The sequence below is a fragment of the Streptomyces sp. NPDC005374 genome, from assembly GCF_042872225.1.
GTDB lineage: Bacteria > Actinomycetota > Actinomycetes > Streptomycetales > Streptomycetaceae > Streptomyces.
The window spans coordinates 263,803-281,812 of record NZ_JBIAKA010000012.1; the positions used below are offsets into that span (position 1 = coordinate 263,803).

The following is an 18,010-nucleotide window of genomic DNA, read 5'->3' on the forward strand; positions in this document are numbered from 1 at the left end:
CCCGGGAACCGTGTCGCGCGATCCGATGCCTCCTGCGTGAGTGACACGACCTGGCCGGGTACTCGGGTGATCCGCCACCACCGGCCGGAGGCCGCTCGCTCAGCCGGGGCCCGCCACCGGCCACGAGCCGAAGGAGCCCGCGAACATGACGGACGTGTCCGGTACCGGTCCCGCCCACGGCGACGACCGCGAGGTACTCACCAACCGCCAGGGCCACCCGGTCCACGACAACCAGAACCAGCGCACCGTCGGCGCGCGCGGCCCCGCCACGCTGGAGAACTACCAGTTCCTGGAGAAGATCAGCCACTTCGACCGGGAGCGCATCCCCGAGCGGGTCGTCCACGCACGCGGAGTGACCGCCTACGGCTTCTTCGAGGCGTACGGCGCCTGGGGTGACGAGCCGATCAGCCGCTACACCCGGGCCAAGCTGTTCCAGGAGCGCGGCAAGCGCACCGACCTGGCCGTCCGCTTCTCCACGGTCATCGGGGGCCGCGACTCCTCCGAGGCCGCCCGCGACCCGCGCGGCTTCGCCGTGAAGTTCTACACCGAGGACGGCAACTGGGACCTGGTCGGCAACAACCTGGGCGTCTTCTTCATCCGGGACGCGATCAAGTTCCCGGACGTCATCCACGCCCTCAAACCCGACCCCGTCACCTTCGAGCAGCAGCCGCGCCGCATCTTCGACTTCATGTCGCAGACGCCGGAAGCGATGCACATGCTCGTCAACCTGTTCAGCCCGCGTGGCATCCCCGCCGACTACCGCCACATGCAGGGCTTCGGCGTCAACACCTACAAGTGGGTCAACGCCGAGGGGAACACCGTCCTGGTCAAGTACCACTGGATGCCCAAGCAGGGCGTACGCAGCATGACCGAGGAGGACGCCGCCAACGTACAGGCCGACGGCCTGGGGCACGCCACCAAGGACCTGTACGAGGCGGTCGCCCGGGGTGACCACCCGGAGTGGGAGCTCCTCGTCCAGGTCATGGAGGACCACGACCACCCCGAGCTGGACTTCGACCCGCTCGACGACACCAAGACCTGGCCCGAGCAGGAGTTCCCGCCGAAGCCGGTGGGCCGAATGGTGCTCGACCGGATGCCGGAGAACTTCTTCGCCGAGAACGAGCAGATCTCCTTCGGCACCGGCGTCCTCGTCGACGGCCTCGACTTCTCCGACGACAAGATGCTCGTCGGCCGGACCTTCTCCTACAGCGACACCCAGCGCTACCGGGTCGGGCCGAACTACCTCCAGCTCTCCGTCAACCAGGCGAAGAACGCCGAGGTGCGCACCAACCAGCGCGACGGCCAGATGACCTACCACGTGGACGGCGGGGGCGAGAACCCCCACGTCAACTACGAACCGTCCATCACCGGCGGCCTGCGCGAGGCGCAGTACCCGACACTCGACGAGCAGGGCCCGGAGATCCACGGCCGGCTCACCCGCAAGCGCATCCCCCGCACCAACGACTACCTCCAGGCGGGCCAGCGCTACCTGCTCCTCGAGGAGTGGGAGCGCGACGACCTCGTGAAGAACTTCACCGACCTGCTCGCCCAGTGCGACCGGCCCGTGCAGGAGCGCATGGTGTGGCACTTCCTGCTGGTCGAGAACGATCTGGGTCTCAGGGTCGGCCAGGGCCTCGGTATCAGTCCCGAGGACGTCGCCGGACTCGAACCCCTGGCGTCCCAGGACCTCACCGACGAGGACCGCGCCCGGCTGTCCAACCTCGGCAAGAACCCGCCCCGTGACGTCGAGGGACTCACCATGACCCACTGCGTCCCCGACGAACGGCATGTCGTGACCCGGTGAGGGCACCGGTCCCCTCGATGTGACGGCACGACCCGGACCCGTCCGACGCGATGGGCGGCATCCCGGGCGTGCCGTGGGGTGTGCCACCCCGGCGTGAGATCGTTGGGCCACCGTCCCCCCGAGGGGCGAGACCCCGTGCGCCGCCGGCCCGGAGACGGAGCCCCAGGACGCCGGAGTGGCGGGACGCAGTGAGCACGGAGGGGAGCAGCAGGCCAGGACCCGGAACGGGGGCGACGCCGTCACGCGCGCGTGACGCGGACCCCCGGGGAACCGGCCGAGCATCATGAACGCGACGAGAGCGAAGGACCAGGCGGTGCGGGCGGCCGGCACCGAGGCGCGGAATCTGGCCCGGCTCGCCCTGCTCTGTCTGGCGGGCGTGGTCGTGGCGGTGGTGGCGGCGGGCCAGTGGCTTCTGCTGTTGCTGGGCCTCGCGGGTCTCGGCCTGGCAGGCGCGGGCATCTGGTGGGCCGTCGCGCACCGGGGAGTGGCGCGTGCCTGCGGCGCTCTGCTGGCGTTGGCCGCGCCGGTCGCCGTCCTGGTCCTGTACGCGGTCTCCGGACTGTGGCCTTACGCGGCGGCGGCACTGGCACTGTGGGGCGCGGCGCTGGCCAGCGCCAGGAGTGCCCTGCGCCGACTGCGCGCGCCGCGAGCCGGCCGTTCCCGCTCGGTCCGGCCACCGCGCAGACCGGTACTGATCATGAACCCCCGGTCGGGCGGCGGCAAGGTCGGTGCGCACGGGCTGGTGGAGCGTGCCGAGGCGCTGGGCGCCCGGGTGATTCTGCTGGACCTCGACAACGACCCGGATCCGGCGGCACTGGCCCGCAAGGCCCTCGCGGACGGCGCCGACCTCCTCGGCGTGGCGGGCGGTGACGGCACCCAGGCCCTGGTGGCGGGAGTGGCCGCCGAACACGGGGTGCCGTTCATGGTGCTGTCCGCCGGGACCCGCAACCACTTCGCGATGGACCTGGGCCTGGACCGTGACAACCCGGTGAGCGGCCTGGACGCCCTGAAGGACGGCGTGGAGATCCGCGTCGACCTGGGCGACGTGGCCGGACGGCCCTTCGTCAACACGGTCTCGTTCGGGACGTACGCGGAGATCGTGCAGAGCCCCGAATACCGGGACGCCAAAGCGGTCACCGCACTCGACCGGCTGCCCGACCTGCTGGCCGGCGGGGCCGGCGCCCGGCTGTCGGCGCGGGCGGACGAACAGCAGCTCGAGGCCCCGCAGGCGCTGCTGGTGAGCAACAACCCCTACATCCTGGCCGACCCGCTGGGTGTGGGACGCAGAAGCCGCCTCGACGGAGGTGAACTCGGCGTGATCGCCGTGCGGATAGAGCACGCGGCCCAGGCCGCCGAACTGGCGTTGCGGGGTGAACGGGCCAGCGGCATCACCGCGTTGGTCTCGCGGCGGGTGACCGTCGAGGCCGACACGGAGTCCATCCCGGTGGCGGTGGACGGCGAGGCGCTGATGCTGCCCCAGCCCGTCGTGTGCACCGTGAGACCGGGAGCGCTGCGGATGCGGGTACCGAAACACCGTCCCGGCGCGCCGTACACCGCCCCCTCGGTGGACTGGCGCCGTGTCGTCCGGCTCGCCCTCGGCCGGGCCCCCCTTCCGACCGACAAGAACCAGGAGCAGAACGATGCTTGACCAACCGCAGTGGGAAGAGCCGGGCGCCCGGGACCTGTTGCGCGATCTCGCCGCCCTCGACCAGGCCCTGTACGAGGCGGTGACCGTCACCCGGACCCCGGCCCTGGACCACGCGCTGCGGCAACTGTCCGCGGCGGCGGACCACTCCAAGATCTCCTTCACGATCGCCGGAATCCTCGCGCTGTTCCCCGGCCGGCCGCGTCGCGCCGCCGCCCTCGGAGTCGCCGCCATCGGTGTCGCCTCGGCGAGTGCGAACCTGCTCGGCAAGCGGCTGGTACGCCGGCCGCGTCCGCACCGGGCCGTGGACTCGCCGTTTCCCGGACGGCATGTGCCCATGCCGGAGTCCGCGTCCTTCCCCTCGGGCCACACGGCGTCCGCAGTCGCCTTCGCCGCGGCGGCGGGGCCCGCGCTGCCCGTCGTGACGGTTCCCCTCGGCCTGCTGGCCTGCGCGGTGGGCTACTCCCGCATCCACACCGGGGTGCACTATCCGGGCGACGTGGTCGCCGGTGCCGTACTGGGCACCGGCGCGGCGGCCGTCGTCCTCGCCGCGGCCGGCCGGCTGGGACCGACCAGGAGCAAGGGCTGATCGCCGAGCACCAGTTGAGCCCCGCCCGTTTCCGGGCGGGGCTCAACAGCTCGTAGCTGTCTCAGCCGTTCGGCCTGATGACGGCCCGGACGCAGCCGTCCTCCTTCTTCTTGAACATCTCGTAGGCCCGCGGCGCCTCGTCCAACGGCACGGAGTGGGTCGCGAGATGGGACGTGCTCAGCTCCCCGGCGGCCATCCGGTCCAGCAGCATCGGGATGTAGCGCTGGCCGTGCATCTGGGCACCGCGCACGGTGAGACCCTTGTTGATCACCGCGCCGAGCGGGAACTTGTCCACGAGGCCGGCGAACACACCCAGCACGAAGACGGAGCCGCCCTTGCGGCAGGCGTGGATGGCCTCCCGCACCGCGGTCGGGCGGTCCGTCTGCAGCCGCAGCTGCTGCTTCACCTGGTCGTAGGCGTGGACCGGGCTGTCGCTGTGCGCCTCCATGCCGACCGCCTCGATGCACACGTCCGGGCCGCGGCCACCCGTGCGTTCCCGCAGTTCCGCATCGACGTCGGTCGCCGTGTAGTCGATGACCTCGCTGCCGATGTGCCGCTCGGTCATCTCCAGCCGCTCGGGCAGGCGGTCGATGGAGATCACGCGTTCCGCGCCCAGCAGGATCGCGGCGCGCCGCCATCTGGCCGACCGCGCCGCAGCCCCAGACGGCGACCACGTCACCCGGTTTCACGCCCCCCAGGTCGGCCCCCATCCACCCGGTGGGCGCGGAGTCCGACGCGAAGAGCGCGCTGGTGTCGTCGATGCCCTCCGGTACGGGGAAAGCGCCGTAGTCGGCGAACGGCACCCGGACGTACTCGGCGTGACTGCCGCGCAGTCCGCCCATGGCGTGCGAATAGCCGAAGACGGCCCCGGTCTCGGTGCCGAACAAGGCCTGGCCGATACCGGAGTCGGTGTTGGAGTTGTCGCACAGCGACCACAGGTCGTGGGCGCAGTACCAGCAGCGGCCGCAGCCGACGAACGAGGAGACGACCACCCGGTCGCCCACCGAGTGACGGCGTACACCCGCACCCACCTCGACGACCTCACCGAGGAACTCGTGCCCGATCACGTCCCCGGACTGCATGAACGGGATGTACCCGCCGATCAGATGCAGGTCGGAGCCACAGGTGGTGCCCGCGGTCAGCCGTACGATCACGTCCTGTTCGTTGCGCAGGACGGGATCCGGGACCTGCTCGACGGCGAGCTTGTTCACGCCCTCCCAGCACAGTGCCTTCACAGCACTCCCTCCCCCTCTGCGCGCCGGCTCAGGAGACCGATGAGCCTGCTGCCGGGAGTCGCGCGGGTGGTGGCGGGCGTGGTGTCCGACCGCACGACCTCTCCCGTCTCCAGCAGCGCCTTGGCGTGCGGCGGCACGGCGGCGAGATGGAACAGCACGTCCACGGGCTCGGCGAACACCGCGCCGAGGTGGTCCACCAGACCGTCGGAAGCGTCGTCCTCCGTGCCGTCCCGACTGGCCGGCAAGGACCCGCGCCAGGAGCTCCGGCGCCTCGCACTCCCGTGCAGCAGGCGGCACTCCTGGTCGGGGTCGTGTTCCTGCTCGTCGGGTACCCGCCGACTCCGCGCAACGATGCGCTCCCAGGTGGTCCCAGGAGCGCAGCGTCGTGGGGGACACGCCGAGCCGTTTGGCGAGGAAGCCGGTGGTCACGCCGGCGTCCGGTTCACTCACGTCCATGGCGGGAGCGGGACGTGTTCGACGCCGACCACAGGTGCCTCCTGGTCGCGTACCTGGCGGCCGCTTCTCAGCCCCCTTCTCGCTTCCTGTTCTGCTCGTACGGGCCCCACGGATGCACGGCCGGCGGTCGAACGGGTACCAGGAACGCCGCCCGCCCCCGCGGCCTGGGCAGATCAGCCCGGGAACCGTCCGGTGGAGCGCAGCAGCCACCGGCGTTCCGCGTAGGCCAGGTCGTCGCGCCACAACCGCCCCGCCGCCGCTGCCATGAACCGGCGCAGGACCGGCGCCGCCCTGCGGGCCGCGGCGAAACCGGACCGGTCGGAACAGGCCACCACGGCCTCCACCACCGCCGTGCGGGGCCTGCCCTGCGGGTCCGGCCCGAGCGGGGTGGCATGCGTCTCGACGACCGACCCCCGGCCCTCGCCCTCCGTGATGCGCATGACGACCGTCCGGGGCCCCGGGGCCGTGAAGACCGCCCGGACCGGGACCACGAGACGCCCTGCGACCTTGAAGGAGACATCGACGGTGAAACCGTCCCCGTCCGGCCCCTCGCCCCTGGGGCCGTCCTCACCCGGCGCGTCGGCGTCCGGAGTCGAGACGACGGTCAGGTCGACGAAGGAGTAGGGATGGAACCAGGCCCCGTGCCACGGATCGAGCCGGTTGGCCACGACGTCCTCGGGTTCGCAGACGCCCACGGCTGTGCAGACGGCGGCGACGGAACGCGACAGCGGCGGGCGGGCCGGGACGACGGGCACCTCCAGCGGCGGCTCGCCGCCCGCCGGGTCCAGACGCACCCACACCAGCACCCCGTCGTCGTACACGGGCAGCGGCTCCCAGCCGGCGAACGGCGTGCCGGTCAGGGCCAGTCCGTGCCAGTGGCAGACGAGCGTTCCGCAGCGCACCGGGCTGTCGGCGAGCGGCGCGCCCAGATGCGGGCACACACCCGGGCCCGCCACGAGCCGTCCGTCGGCGGCCCTCCATACGACGATCTCGTATCCGGCCACCAGACAGGACAGCGGCCGGTCAGCGCGCACTTCACGACTCGCGCCCACGACGTACCAGTTGCCGGACGGGCGGGTCTGAGCCCGCTTCAGTGCCTCGGCGATCACAGCGGGCCGGGCCTGCCGCCAGGTCGGCCGCTGGCTCTCCCAGCGCACCGGGTTCCGGCGCAGCGACAGGGGGTACCGGCCGGGGCCTGCCGGTCGACGCGGTTTCATACGACTCCCTCGTGAACGGACCGGATTTCGGGCGGGGGTGGACTGCCGGCCGACGCGGTGGGGCCAGGTGCCGTTCGTCGCCCGGCTGTCCGGGCCCGCAGCCTGGCCGCGCTCACCCGGGTGAGGCCGTCGAGGGCCACGGCGGCCCGGCGGCGCCGGGAGACGACTGCACGACCCTGCACCGAGCGGTAGCCCTCCTGGGCGACGGCGTCCAGGATCGCGCCGTAGAGGACGAACGCGGTCCGGATGCACGGACGGGACACCGGGTCGAGCAGGGCGATCCCCGGGGCCGCCGCACGGTAGAGCTCCCGCGTCAGCGCCTCGAACTCGCGGAGCGCGTCGGTGATCCGGCCGTCGGACCGTCCGGTGTTGCGGCTCCAGCGCAGCAGTCGCCGGTCCACGCCGTGCGCGGCGAGCAGGTCGGCGGGCAGATAGACGCGGCCGCGGTCGAGGTCTTCGCCGACGTCCCGCAGGAAGTTCGTCAGTTGGAAGGCCACACCCAGCGCCGCCGCGTACGGTGCCGCCTCCTCGCGCGGGACGGCCGTGCCGAGCACGGGCAGCATCTGGAGGCCGATCACCTCCGCCGAGCCATAGGTGTAGGTCCGCAGGTCGGCGTAGGTGGCGTAGCCGGTGATGTCCAGATCGGCGCGCATCGCGGTCATGAAGTCGGTGAAGTGCCGGTGCTCGATGGCGTAACGGCGGGCCGTGTCCGCCAGGGCGACGACGACGGGTTCCGAGCTGTCCCCGTTGTCGAGCCCCGTCGCCAGGTCGCGCTGGAGACGGGACAGCCGCGAGGAACGGGCGTCGGTCGCAGTGGTGTCGTCGAACGCGTCGACGATGTCGTCGGCCCAGCGGGCGAACCCGTAGAGGGCGTGCACGGCGGGCCTTCGCTCCACCGGCAGGAGGCGGGTGGCGAGGAAGTACGTCTTGCCGTGCCGGGCGTTGAGCCGCTTGCAGTGCGCGTACGCCCGCCGCAGTTCGGGGACGGTGATACCGGCCGCGTCGAGTTCACGCTCGCTCATACCGCCCTCCTCTCACGGGACGGCCGTGCGGCGGAGCGAGGGCGTCGGTCACCGCCGGTGATACGCGCCGCGGCCAGCTTGCCCGACAGCAGAACGGTCGGCACACCGACGCCGGGGGTGGTGCCGCAGCCGGCGAGTACGGCGTTGACAGTCCCGCGGACCAGGTTGCGGGGGCGGAACGGTCCGGTCTGCGTGAAGGTGTGGGCGGCGGAGAACGGGGAGCCCGCCGCGTGCCCCCGGGCCTGCCAGTCGGCCGGCGTGACCAGGCACTCCTCCTCGACGGCGGAGGCGATGCCGTCGAGGCCGCGCCGGTCCAGCTCCGTGAGCAGGCCGTGACGGTATCCGGCGGCCAGCTCGCTCCACTCCGTCGCGCCGGGGCCGAGGGCGGTGTTGGGGCAGGGGGCCAGGATGTAGTGCAGATGTCGTCCGGGCGGGGCGAGGCCCGGGTCGGTGGCGGTCGGGCAGGTGATGAGCAGGGAGGGGTCGCTCATCAGGCGGCCGGTCTCGGTGAGTTCGGTGAAGGTCCGCCGCCACGCGGCGCCGAAGGAGATGGTGTGGTGGGCGAGTTGTGGCCAGGTGCGGTCCGTCCCCGCGTGCAGGACCACGGCGGAGGGGGAGAAGCGCAGGCCGACAGGGCGCTTCGGGGCGCGGCCGAGGAGGCCGTAGACGACCGGCAGGTCGGGTGTGAGGACCACCGCGTCGCAGGCGATGCGGTCCTGTGCGGTGACGACGGCCGTGACCCGGTCGCCGGAGCGTTCCAGCCGGGTGACCGTCTCCCCGAAGCGCAGGTCGGCCCCGGCCTCGGCGGCCGCGTCGGCCATGGCCCGGGGCACGGCGTGCATGCCGCCGCGCGGGAAGTAGACACCGGCCACCGTGTCCATGTAGGCGATCACGGCGTACGCGGCCATCGCGCGCGCCGGGGAGACGCCCGCGTACAGGGACTGGAAGGAGAAGACCCGCCGCAGGCGTTCGTCGTGCAGGAACCGGCCGATGCGCGCGTCCAGCCGGCCGAACCCGCCGAGCGCCGCCAGACGCGCGAGGTCGGGAGTCAGCAGACCGAAGGGAGAGTCGAAGTTGACGTCGATGAAGCGACGCATCTGGACCCGGTGGAGCTGTTCGAGCCAGGCGCGCAGTCGCCGGTAACCGACCGCCTCCCGTGCCCCGGCGAAGCGTTCCACCTCCGCCTCCATCGCCTCGGCACCGGTGTGGACGTCCAGGGAGCTGCCGTCGGCGAACTGCGCCCGGTAGGCCGGGTGCAGCGGCACGAGATCGACACGCCGGCTGAGGCTCTCGCCGACGGCGGCGAACGCCTCGTCGACCAGGTGAGGCATCGTCAGCACGGTGGGGCCGGTGTCGATGCGGTAGCCGCCGCGCTCCAGCAGCCCGGCGCGCCCGCCCGGTGAGAGGTCGCGCTCGACCACGGTGACCCTGCGTCCGGCGCCCAGGAGGTGCAGGGCGGCGGCGAGTCCGGACAGACCGGCACCGACGACCACGACGTGGTCGGTGCGCCCGGGCACGGTGCGGGTCATCGGCGCGCCCCCTCGTCCATGGCGGCCGACCGCAGAGGCGACGGGACCACCTCGCCCGGTCCGCCGTCGTCCCCCTCACCTGCCGCGGAGCGCAGCAGCGAGCGCAGTCGGCTGCGCCCGTGCGGTTCGAGTACGGCCGAGTCGAGGTGCCGCAGTCCCTGGGCCACCAGCCGCCCGATCTTCGACTCCACGGTGTCCCGCGCCCCGGTGGCCGTGAACACCCGCCGTACTGCGGTGAGTTCGGCTTCGGAGGCGTCCTCCCGGCCGAGGGTGTCACGGAGTACGGCCAGGGCGTGCCGGTCGCCCGTACTCTCGGCCCGCGCCTGTGCGACGGCGGCCAGATAGGTGGGCTTGCCGCTGCGGATGTCGCCGCCCGAGGGCTTGCCGGTGTCGCCGGGCTCGCCGAAGGCGTCGAGGAGGTCGTCGCGCAACTGGAAGGCGAACCCGACACAGCGGCCGGCCGAGCACAGGGCGCGGGTCGTGACGGGATCCGCGCCGGCCAGCGCGGCCCCCAGGGCGATCGGGCGCTCCACGGAGTACAGGGCACTCTTGAGACACGCGGCACGGACCGCGCGGACAAGGGAACGCACCGAGGTGGCCTCGCCGTGCACGTCCAGGTACTGCCCCGCGACCATCTCCATCCGCATGCTCCGCCACAGCTCGCGCACGCGGGAGGCGCTCTCCGGCGTCATCCCGGTGTCGGCGACCACGTCGTCCGCCCAGACCAGGGCCAGGTCACCGGCGAGGATCGCGGCCGCCTGTCCCAGCCGGGCGCTGCGGGAGCGTGAGGTGATCTCGGCGTACTGGGCCGTCACATCGGCGTGCAGAGCCGGCCGGCCCCGGCGCAGCCGTGCGCCGTCCATCACGTCGTCGTGGACCAGGGCGCAGGTCTGGATGAGTTCCAGGGCCGCGCCGACCCTGAGGGCGGACTGCGCCTGAGCGGGCTCGGTGCCGCCGCAGGCGCGCATGGCCCACCACAGGAGGCGGGAGCGGTTGAACTTGCCGCCGTTCTGCGTGAAGTACGCGACACGTGCCGCCAGATCCTCGGCGAAGAGCGGATCGACGGCCTCGGCCGCGGCCGTCCGCCGATCGAGCAGTCCGGCGAGCACACCGCGCACGGCCTCGGTGACGTCCGCGTCGACAGTTGCGGGGCTCGGGACGGCAGGGTGGGCGGCGGACCGAGGCGGTGGGGCGGGAGAGCCCTGCTCGCAGGGCAGGTGGCCGCGGGGCCGTGGCTCCACGCGGTGGTCCTTTGCCGTGGTGGGGTTCATGCCGGTTCCCTCATCGAGATCCTCGCGATCACTGCTGGCTCTGTCGTCCATCGGTTCGGCCCCGATGACGCGGACGGATGCGGCGCGGGAAGGGAAACGAGCCCGGGGTTGCTCACGCCGGTGACTTTCGATGCAAAGACGATGCGAGTTGTCCGCCCTGCATCGAATCCGCACGGTGAAAGAGCGACGGTCGCTCCCGGCGACCATCGGGTCCGTCGGAGGAGTAACCATGACGAGCGCACAGCAAACCGGCGCCTACATCGATATCGCCGACCACGCGGATGCCGACGACGCCGACCTCGTCGACGGGTTCCTGGCCGGCGACGAGACGTACCTCGCAGCCGTCCACCACCGCTGGGGTGCCCTCGTGCACGCCCTTGCCCGGCGTTCCCTGGGTGACGACAGGGAGGCGGAGGACGTCACCCAGCTGGTGTTCCTGGCGGCATGGCGGGGCCGCGCCGGATTCACTCCCGAGCGGGGGAACCTGCCCGCCTGGCTCGTCGGCATCGCCCGCCGGAAGATCGCGGACGCGCTGTCGGCCCGCACCCGGCGCAACGAACTCGTCGCCGCCGCCGGCGCCAGGCTCCTCCTGGCGGCCCCCGGAGAGGACGCGAGGCCGGAGACGGTCCTCGACCGTGTCGTCCTGGCCGACGAACTCTCCCGGCTGCCGGCAGCCCAACGCCGCGTGCTGAATCTCGCCTTCTACGACGACCTGACCCAGACCCAGATCGCCGACCTCACCGGATGGCCCCTGGGCACCGTGAAGAGCCACGCCCGCCGCGGACTGCACCGCCTCGCCCGCCGACTGGGGGAGCCCGATGCCCTGGAATGCGCGGCGTAGGAACAGGGCGCGGCGGCGCGAGCGAAACGTATGAACCATGCCCCGTCAAGGAAGCCGCCCTCGCGCCCGCTCGTCGCCGCACGCACGTGATGATCCGCATCCGGAGGGGTACCGGGGACGGAATGGTCCGGACAGAACGCGACAGCGGTACGGAAAGGGTGGCGACACTCGTGCTGAAGGCGGACGTGGCCATCATCGGGGCGGGAGCCGCGGGGCTGTCCCTGGCCCACCGTCTGACCTGCGCGCCCACCGGATCCCGCCGCCTGTCGGTCGTCCTGGTGGAAGCCCCGCCCGGGCCCCTGCGCCCGCCACCGCGCACCTGGTGCTTCTGGGAGGCGGGCCGAGGACGCTTCGATGCCGCCGTCTCGGCCTCCTGGCGCCGGCTGCGTGTGCACGGGCCCACGGGGCCGCCCGTCGAGGACGACATCTCCCCCCTGCGGTACAAGATGATCCGCTCGGACGACTTCACCCGCCTGATCACCCGCGATCTGGCCCGGCACGACCGGACGCGGCGCCTGGAAGCGACGGTCGACAGCGTGGACGGCCTGACCGAGGGCGCGCTGATCAACGCGCACACGGCCACCGGTGAGGCACGCTCCGTGCAGGCACGCTGGGTGTTCGACTCCCGTCCGCTCGGCAGCCTGCCCGCCGCCCGGACGACCCTGCTGCAACACTTCCGCGGCTGGTTCGTCCGCACCGACCGCCCCGTCTTCGACCCGGCCGGAGCGGAACTCATGGACTTCCGCACACCACAGCCCCCGACGGGTCTCTCGTTCGGCTACGTCCTGCCCACCGGCCCACGCCAGGCCCTGGTGGAGTACACGGAGTTCTCCCCGACGGTCCTGACCGGCGACGGGTACGACGCCGCCCTGCGCCACTACACCGGCACCGTGCTCGGCCTGGACGACTTCGAGGTCACCGGGACCGAGACCGGGGTCATCCCTATGACCGACGCGCCGTTCGCCCGCCGGACGGGTCCCCGCGTCTTTCGTATCGGCGCGGCGGGAGGAGCCACTCGGCCGGCCACCGGCTACACCTTCACGGGCATACAGCGGCAGACCGCGGCCGTCGCCGCCGCCCTGCACCAGGGGCGCCGACCGGTGCCGCCGCAGCCGCACCCGGCCCGCTCCCGTGCCATGGACGCCGTACTGCTGCACGCCCTCGACAGCGGCCTCGTGGACGGAGCCGACTTCTTCTCACGCCTGTTCACCCGGGTCCCCATGACGAGGCTGCTGCGCTTTCTCGACGGCGAGACCCGGCTGTACGAAGACCTGGGCATCGGCCTGCACACCCCGGTGCGGCCCATGCTCCGCGCCGCCGCGCGAGTCCCAGGACTGCCCCGACGCCCCTTCCCCGGCGCCTGAACCGCCGTGCTCCCGCGACGCGTTCCGCCCAGCCGCCGACGACCCGCACCAGGAGAGAACATGACCGTGCTGCGTGACGCGGACCTGGCGACCGCCTTCGACCATGCGGCGCACAGCTACGACGCACTGGTGGCCGCCAACCCCGGCTACCACGCCCATCTGCGCCGTTCCGCCCGCCGACTCCGGCTGCCGCACCCCGGCACAGGCCTGCGCGTGCTGGACCTCGGCTGCGGCACGGGCGCGTCCACCGCGGCCCTGTGCGCCGTCCTGCCCGACGCCGACATCACGGCCGTCGACGCTTCCGCCGGCATGCTGGAGCGCGCCCGGTCCAAACCCTGGCCGGCCGGAGTCAGGTTCGTGCACGCCCCGGCGGAAGGCCTCACCGAGGCGGGCGTGGAAGGCCCCTTCGACGCGGTCTTCGCCGCCTACCTCTTCCGCAACGTGGCCGACCCCGACGCCGTCCTCACCACCGTCCACGACCTGCTCGCCCCGCACGGGCGGCTCGCCGTGCACGAGTACACCCTCAGCGGGCACCCCGGCCACCGCGCGGTGTGGACAGCCGTGTGCCGCGGACTGGTGCTGCCCGTCGCCACCGCGCTCGGCGACGGCGGCCTGTACCGCCATCTGTGGCGCAGCGTCGTCGACTTCGACACGGTCGGACAGTTCACGGACCGTGTCCGCACCGCCGGGTTCGACCAGGTGCGGGCGCTGCCCCTGCCCGGCTGGCAGACCGGCATCACCCACACCGTCGTCGGCCGCCGCACCGCAGGGGCAGGGCGATGAGCGGCACCGCCGGCCCGCACCGCGACCGCCGCGCGGTCTTCCTGCCCCCGACGCCGGGGACTCCCAGACTGAACGGACGCTCACGCACTACGGCCGTCGTGGGCGCCGGCATCGCGGGCCTCGCCGCCGCCACGGCACTGGCCGAACGAGGCGTCGACGTCACCCTCCACGAACGCGAGCCCTATCTGGGCGGCCGCGTGGGCGGCTGGCCGATCACCCTGTACGACGGCTCCACCGCCACCATGAGCCGCGGCTTCCACGCCTTCTTCCGCCAGTACTACAACCTCCGCAGCCTGCTGCGCCGCACCGACCACCGCCTCGAGCGCCTCACCGCCCTGCCCGACTACCCGCTCCGGCACGCCGACGGCCTCCACGACAGCTTCCGCCGCGTCCCGCGCACCCCGCCGCTGAGCGCCCTGGGTTTCGTGGCCCTCAGCCCCTCCTTCCGCTCGCGCGACCTGCTCCGCATGAACCCCGCCGCCGCACTGGCCCTGCTCGACGTGCGGGTCCCGGAGATCTACACGCGGTTCGACGAGGTCAGCGCCCACGACTTCCTCGACACGCTGCGATTCCCGCCGGCCGCACGCCATCTGGCGTTCGAGGTGTTCTCCCGCAGCTTCTTCGCCGACCCCCGGCAACTGTCGGCCGCCGAGATGGTCCTGATGTTCCACATCTACTTCCTCGGTTCCGCCGAGGGACTGCTCTTCGACGTCCCCGGCGACCCCTTCCCGACGGCCCTGTGGGACCCCCTCGCCTCCCACCTGCGGCGACACGGCGTCACGATCCGCACGGCCACCGCGGTCGACACCGTCTCGCCCACCCCGGGCGGCGGCTTCACCGTCGTGGCGAACGGCGAGGAGCAGCGGTACGACACCGTCGTACTCGCCCTCGACACCCCCGGGCTTGGCACGCTGGTCGCCCGCTCGCCCGACCTGGGCGACGCCCCCTGGCGCGCCCGCGTCGGACGGCTCCGCACGGCCCCGCCCTTCCTGGTCTCCCGCCTGTGGCTCGACCGACCCGTCTCCCGTGACCGGCCCGGCTTCCTCGGCACGGCCGGATACGGCTCCCTGGACAACGTCAGCGTCCTCGAACGCTGGGAGGGGGAAGCCGCCCGCTGGGCCGCGCGCACCGGCGGCTCCGTGGTCGAGCTGCACGGGTACGCCCTGCCCGAGGACGCCGATCCCGAGGAGGAGACGAGGCGCCTGACCGAGCAGCTCCGGCGTGTCTACCCGGAGACCCGCGCGGCTCGCATCCTCGACGCACGGCACGAGTGGCGCCGGGACTGCCCCCTGTTCCCACCCGGCGGCCACGGCGACCGCCCCGGCGTACGCACCCCGCACCCCGGTCTGCTGCTCGCCGGCGACCTGGTCCGCACCGACCTGCCCGTCGCCCTGATGGAACGGGCCGCCACCAGCGGATTCCTCGCCGCCAACACGCTGTTGCAGTCCTGGGGCGTACGCGGCCACCCCCTGTGGACCGTGCCCGACCGCGGACGCAACCGAGTGCTGAGAGGCCTGGCCCGCCTTCCCCGGGGGTGATTCGCCCCGGAGGGTGCCGGTTGGACCCGTCAGCCACGGGCACTCGGGGCACGGCCGCCGGGCAACCCGGCCCAGGCAGTCCTTTGGAGGTATCCGTGGCCGTCCGCCATCGTCTGATCAAAGCCGGTCCGAGCGCTGTATGGGACGTCCTCGCCGACGGCCACCGCTACGCGGAGTGGGTGGTGGGAACCTCCCGGTCCGAGCCGGTCCGCGGGCAGTGGCCCGACCTGGACGCCGCGATCCGCTTCCAGGTCCCGCTCGGCCCGCTGAAGCTGGTCAACGAGACCGTGGTGCGCCGCTGCGAGAAAGGTGCCGAACTGGAGCTGGAGGCCCACGCCGGCGTACTGGGCACCGCACGCATCGCCATCGAACTGCGGCCGTGGGGCGAGCACTGCCTGGTGATCGTGGACGAGCACCCCCTCCAGGGCGCGGGCGGCCGACTGCACAACGTCGGCTTCGACGCGCTCATCCAGCTGCGCCACCGCACCATGCTGGCCCGTCTCGCCCGGCTCTGCGAGAACGAGGTGCGCGAGGCTCCGCGACAGGCGTCCGCGCAGGGCGTGGCGGGAGCCGGGCATGCCTGACGCCGTGGTGATCGGAGCGGGCCCCAACGGCCTGGTCGCCGCCAACCTGCTCGCGGACGCCGGGTGGAGCGTCGAGGTGCTGGAGGAGCAGCCGGAGCCGGGCGGCGCCGTCCGCCACGACCACGGAGTCGATCCCGCCTACGTCAGCGACCTCTTCAGCGCCTTCTACCCCCTCGCCGCCGCCTCCCCGATCCTGGCCGGGCTGCGCCTGGACCAGTACGGGCTGCGGTGGAGCCACGCACCGAGCGTGCTCGCCCACCCGCTCACCGACGGCAGCTGCGCCCTCCTGGACCGGAACATCGACACCACCGCCGCATCCCTCGACGCCTTCGCACCGGGCGACGGGGAAGCCTGGCGGCGACTGCACGACGTGTGGGAGTCCCTGCGCCCCGACATCGTGGACGCCCTGTTCACCCCCTTCCCGCCCGTCCGCGCGACAGCACGTTTGGCCAGGCGGCTTCGGATCGCGGGCGGACTGCGCATGGCACGCACCCTGGTCCTGCCGGTCCGCCGCATGGGCGAGGAGGAGTTCCACGGCCAGGGCGGCCGGCTGCTGCTGGCCGGCAACGCCCTGCACGCCGACCTCGCCCCCGAGTCGGCGGGCAGCGGCGGCTTCGGCTGGCTGATGGCCATGCTGGGACAGACGTACGGCTTCCCCGTCCCCGTCGGCGGCTCCGGCGCCCTGACCGAGGCCCTGACCCGACGCCTGGAGGCCAAGGGCGGGCGGATCCGCTGCGGGCAGCGCGTCGAGCGGATCGTCGTCCGCGGCGGGCGGGCCGTCGGCGTGCGGACGGCCGCAGGCGACGCGGTGGCGGCGCGCCGCGCGGTGCTGGCGGACGTGTCGGTGCCCGCCCTGTACGGCGAACTCCTCGACCCCGAGCATCTACCCGCGCAGCTCCAGGACGACCTGCGCCGGTTCCAGTGGGACTTCGCCACCTTCAAGGTGGACTGGGCCCTGGACGGCCCGGCGCCCTGGCAGGCCGAGCAGGCGTCCAGGGCCGGGACCGTGCACCTCGCCGACGGAGTGGACGAACTCACCCGCTTCGCCGCGCAGATCGCCATGCGGGAGGTCCCGGACCGGCCCTTCCTGCTGTTCGGCCAGATGACCACCGCCGACGCCACCCGCTCCCCCCAGGGCACCGAATCGGCCTGGGCCTACACCCACGTCCCCCACGAGATCGGCGCCGACGCCGGAGACGAGGGCATCAGCGGCCGCTGGGACACCAAGGACCAGGAACTCATGGCCGACCGGGTCGAACGCCAGGTGGAACGCTTCGCGCCCGGATTCCGCTCCCTGATTCGTGCCCGCCGCATCCTGGCGCCCCCGACCCTCCAGTCCCTCGACGCCAATCTGCACGGCGGCGCCATCAACGGCGGTACGACCGCGATCCACCAGCAACTCGTCTTCCGCCCCGCCCCCGGCACCGGGCGCCCCGAGACCGCCGTCCCCGGCCTCTTCCTGGCCTCCTCCGGGGCCCATCCGGGCGGCGGCGTCCACGGCGCACCGGGCGCCAACGCCGCCCGGGCCGTACTGCACCGCAACCGGCCACCCGGCCTGGCCCGAGCCCAACGGCTGCTGACCCGCCGCGACCGCACCGGAAGCAGCCGCTGACCGTCAAGGAGAACCCGTGCACCACTTCCAGGAAGCCCACGACAGGCTCGAAAGCCCGGACGGCCCCGACCGCGACCACCGGCGACCGCCCGGGGTCGACGACAAGACCGTCGAGGCCCTCGGCGCGCTGTCCAAGGCCCTGGAGACGACCGAGCGTGCCAGAGGCAGTCTGTACGAGTTCCACCAGCTGACCGGAGGCGCCGACCTCGAGCTGGACCGTGCCGTCCGGCTGCTGTGCGAAGCAGGGCACCCCGAATGGGCCGAGAAGGTCCGGGCGGAGATCCTGGGCCGCAACGTCATCCCCGGCCACTGGACGTTCCAGATCATCGAGGCCTACAACGCCACCTACTACCGGCCCTTCCACGCACTGGAGGTGAGCGCGGTACAGGCGCTCGCACAGGGCCGCGACCACCTGTACGAGGCGGAGATGAAGGAACAGCGCCGCACCCCCGGCCACCCCGACCACTCCGCGTGCCCGCCGACTCCGCAGACCTGAGACGCATCCGAACACCCCGTCCCC

16 protein-coding genes and 1 pseudogene are annotated in these 18,010 nt (G+C 72.9%); 10 read left to right on the forward strand and 7 right to left on the reverse strand.

All coding sequences use genetic code 11. The annotated features are described in order from the left end of the window. Window positions 1–145 precede the first annotated feature (145 nt). The 3 genes from ACFYRX_RS29920 (at window position 146) to ACFYRX_RS29930 (ending at window position 4,038) form a co-directional block, all read left to right on the forward strand. On the forward strand, window positions 146–1,804 hold the full coding sequence (locus tag ACFYRX_RS29920) for a catalase (protein WP_389106144.1): 1,659 nt from the start codon (window positions 146–148) through the stop codon (window positions 1,802–1,804). Between the two features lie 283 nt (window positions 1,805–2,087). Then, complete coding sequence (locus ACFYRX_RS29925; RefSeq protein WP_389106147.1) at window positions 2,088–3,452, forward strand: diacylglycerol/lipid kinase family protein; 1,365 nt, start codon at window positions 2,088–2,090, stop codon at window positions 3,450–3,452. After that, window positions 3,445–4,038 (forward strand): phosphatase PAP2 family protein, encoded by a 594-nt coding sequence (locus ACFYRX_RS29930; RefSeq protein ID WP_389106150.1) that lies wholly within the window; start codon window positions 3,445–3,447, stop codon window positions 4,036–4,038. The genes ACFYRX_RS29925 and ACFYRX_RS29930 overlap by 8 nt, the downstream gene beginning before the upstream one ends. Window positions 4,039–4,099: 61 nt before the next feature. Here the strand turns inward: ACFYRX_RS29930 and ACFYRX_RS29935 are convergent, their stop codons facing one another. From ACFYRX_RS29935 to ACFYRX_RS29965, 7 genes and pseudogenes are all read right to left on the reverse strand, one after another. Then, window positions 4,100–4,639 carry a hypothetical protein gene (locus tag ACFYRX_RS29935; protein ID WP_389106153.1) on the reverse strand — a complete coding sequence of 180 codons (540 nt, stop codon included), beginning with the start codon at window positions 4,637–4,639 and terminating at the stop codon, window positions 4,100–4,102. Between the two features lie 247 nt (window positions 4,640–4,886). Further along, a pseudogene (locus tag ACFYRX_RS29940) lies at window positions 4,887–5,273 on the reverse strand (alcohol dehydrogenase catalytic domain-containing protein); the annotation flags it as partial. Next, window positions 5,270–5,518 carry a hypothetical protein gene (locus tag ACFYRX_RS29945; protein WP_389106156.1) on the reverse strand — a complete coding sequence of 83 codons (249 nt, stop codon included), beginning with the start codon at window positions 5,516–5,518 and terminating at the stop codon, window positions 5,270–5,272. The pseudogene ACFYRX_RS29940 and the gene ACFYRX_RS29945, both read right to left, overlap by 4 nt. A 384-nt stretch (window positions 5,519–5,902) precedes the next feature. Beyond that, the gene (locus tag ACFYRX_RS29950; RefSeq protein WP_389106158.1) at window positions 5,903–6,946 is read right to left on the reverse strand and encodes a DUF5914 domain-containing protein; all 1,044 of its coding nucleotides are present in this window, start codon (window positions 6,944–6,946) and stop codon (window positions 5,903–5,905) included. Continuing rightward, window positions 6,943–7,968, reverse strand: coding sequence for a phytoene/squalene synthase family protein (locus ACFYRX_RS29955; RefSeq protein WP_389106161.1), 1,026 nt, complete (start codon window positions 7,966–7,968; stop codon window positions 6,943–6,945). The genes ACFYRX_RS29950 and ACFYRX_RS29955 overlap by 4 nt, the downstream gene beginning before the upstream one ends. Further along, entirely contained in the window at window positions 7,965–9,497 is a 1,533-nt protein-coding gene (gene crtI / locus ACFYRX_RS29960; RefSeq protein WP_389106164.1) for a phytoene desaturase family protein, read from the reverse strand. Before crtI ends, ACFYRX_RS29955 begins: the two co-directional genes overlap by 4 nt. Next, complete coding sequence (locus ACFYRX_RS29965; RefSeq protein WP_389106166.1) at window positions 9,494–10,768, reverse strand: polyprenyl synthetase family protein; 1,275 nt, start codon at window positions 10,766–10,768, stop codon at window positions 9,494–9,496. Before ACFYRX_RS29965 ends, crtI begins: the two co-directional genes overlap by 4 nt. Window positions 10,769–10,997: 229 nt before the next feature. On the opposite strand from ACFYRX_RS29965, the gene ACFYRX_RS29970 reads away from it, so the two are divergent. The 7 genes from ACFYRX_RS29970 to ACFYRX_RS30000 all read left to right on the forward strand — a co-directional run bounded on the left by ACFYRX_RS29970 (window position 10,998) and on the right by ACFYRX_RS30000 (window position 17,986). Next, entirely contained in the window at window positions 10,998–11,609 is a 612-nt protein-coding gene (locus ACFYRX_RS29970; protein WP_389106169.1) for an RNA polymerase sigma factor, read from the forward strand. Window positions 11,610–11,731: 122 nt separating this feature from the next. After that, on the forward strand, window positions 11,732–12,973 hold the full coding sequence (locus tag ACFYRX_RS29975; RefSeq protein WP_389106172.1) for a lycopene cyclase family protein: 1,242 nt from the start codon (window positions 11,732–11,734) through the stop codon (window positions 12,971–12,973). Window positions 12,974–13,033: 60 nt separating this feature from the next. Beyond that, window positions 13,034–13,756, forward strand: a complete 723-nt coding sequence (locus ACFYRX_RS29980; protein WP_389106175.1) for a class I SAM-dependent methyltransferase — start codon at window positions 13,034–13,036, stop codon at window positions 13,754–13,756. Further along, complete coding sequence (locus ACFYRX_RS29985; RefSeq protein ID WP_389106177.1) at window positions 13,753–15,294, forward strand: FAD-dependent oxidoreductase; 1,542 nt, start codon at window positions 13,753–13,755, stop codon at window positions 15,292–15,294. Before ACFYRX_RS29980 ends, ACFYRX_RS29985 begins: the two co-directional genes overlap by 4 nt. A gap of 95 nt (window positions 15,295–15,389) precedes the next feature. Then, window positions 15,390–15,878: an SRPBCC family protein gene (locus tag ACFYRX_RS29990; RefSeq protein WP_389106180.1), complete on the forward strand. Its 489-nt coding sequence runs from the start codon at window positions 15,390–15,392 to the stop codon at window positions 15,876–15,878. Then, complete coding sequence (locus ACFYRX_RS29995) at window positions 15,871–17,490, forward strand: phytoene desaturase family protein (protein WP_389106182.1); 1,620 nt, start codon at window positions 15,871–15,873, stop codon at window positions 17,488–17,490. The genes ACFYRX_RS29990 and ACFYRX_RS29995 overlap by 8 nt, the downstream gene beginning before the upstream one ends. A 16-nt stretch (window positions 17,491–17,506) precedes the next feature. Beyond that, on the forward strand, window positions 17,507–17,986 hold the full coding sequence (locus ACFYRX_RS30000) for a hypothetical protein (RefSeq protein ID WP_389106185.1): 480 nt from the start codon (window positions 17,507–17,509) through the stop codon (window positions 17,984–17,986). Window positions 17,987–18,010 lie beyond the last annotated feature (24 nt).

Bases quoted from the DNA above. Each gene is read 5' to 3' on its own strand.
- ACFYRX_RS29920 (WP_389106144.1), top strand. From the start codon at position 146: ATGACGGACGTGTCCGGTACCGGTCCCGCCCACGGCGACGACCGCGAG.
- ACFYRX_RS29925 (WP_389106147.1), top strand. From the start codon at position 2,088: ATGAACGCGACGAGAGCGAAGGACCAGGCGGTGCGGGCGGCCGGCACC.
- ACFYRX_RS29930 (WP_389106150.1), top strand. From the start codon at position 3,445: ATGCTTGACCAACCGCAGTGGGAAGAGCCGGGCGCCCGGGACCTGTTG.
- ACFYRX_RS29950 (WP_389106158.1), bottom strand. From the start codon at position 6,946: ATGAAACCGCGTCGACCGGCAGGCCCCGGCCGGTACCCCCTGTCGCTG.
- ACFYRX_RS29955 (WP_389106161.1), bottom strand. From the start codon at position 7,968: ATGAGCGAGCGTGAACTCGACGCGGCCGGTATCACCGTCCCCGAACTG.
- crtI (WP_389106164.1), bottom strand. From the start codon at position 9,497: ATGACCCGCACCGTGCCCGGGCGCACCGACCACGTCGTGGTCGTCGGT.
- ACFYRX_RS29965 (WP_389106166.1), bottom strand. From the start codon at position 10,768: ATGAACCCCACCACGGCAAAGGACCACCGCGTGGAGCCACGGCCCCGC.
- ACFYRX_RS29970 (WP_389106169.1), top strand. From the start codon at position 10,998: ATGACGAGCGCACAGCAAACCGGCGCCTACATCGATATCGCCGACCAC.
- ACFYRX_RS29975 (WP_389106172.1), top strand. From the start codon at position 11,732: ATGGTCCGGACAGAACGCGACAGCGGTACGGAAAGGGTGGCGACACTC.
- ACFYRX_RS29980 (WP_389106175.1), top strand. From the start codon at position 13,034: ATGACCGTGCTGCGTGACGCGGACCTGGCGACCGCCTTCGACCATGCG.
- ACFYRX_RS29985 (WP_389106177.1), top strand. From the start codon at position 13,753: ATGAGCGGCACCGCCGGCCCGCACCGCGACCGCCGCGCGGTCTTCCTG.
- ACFYRX_RS29995 (WP_389106182.1), top strand. From the start codon at position 15,871: ATGCCTGACGCCGTGGTGATCGGAGCGGGCCCCAACGGCCTGGTCGCC.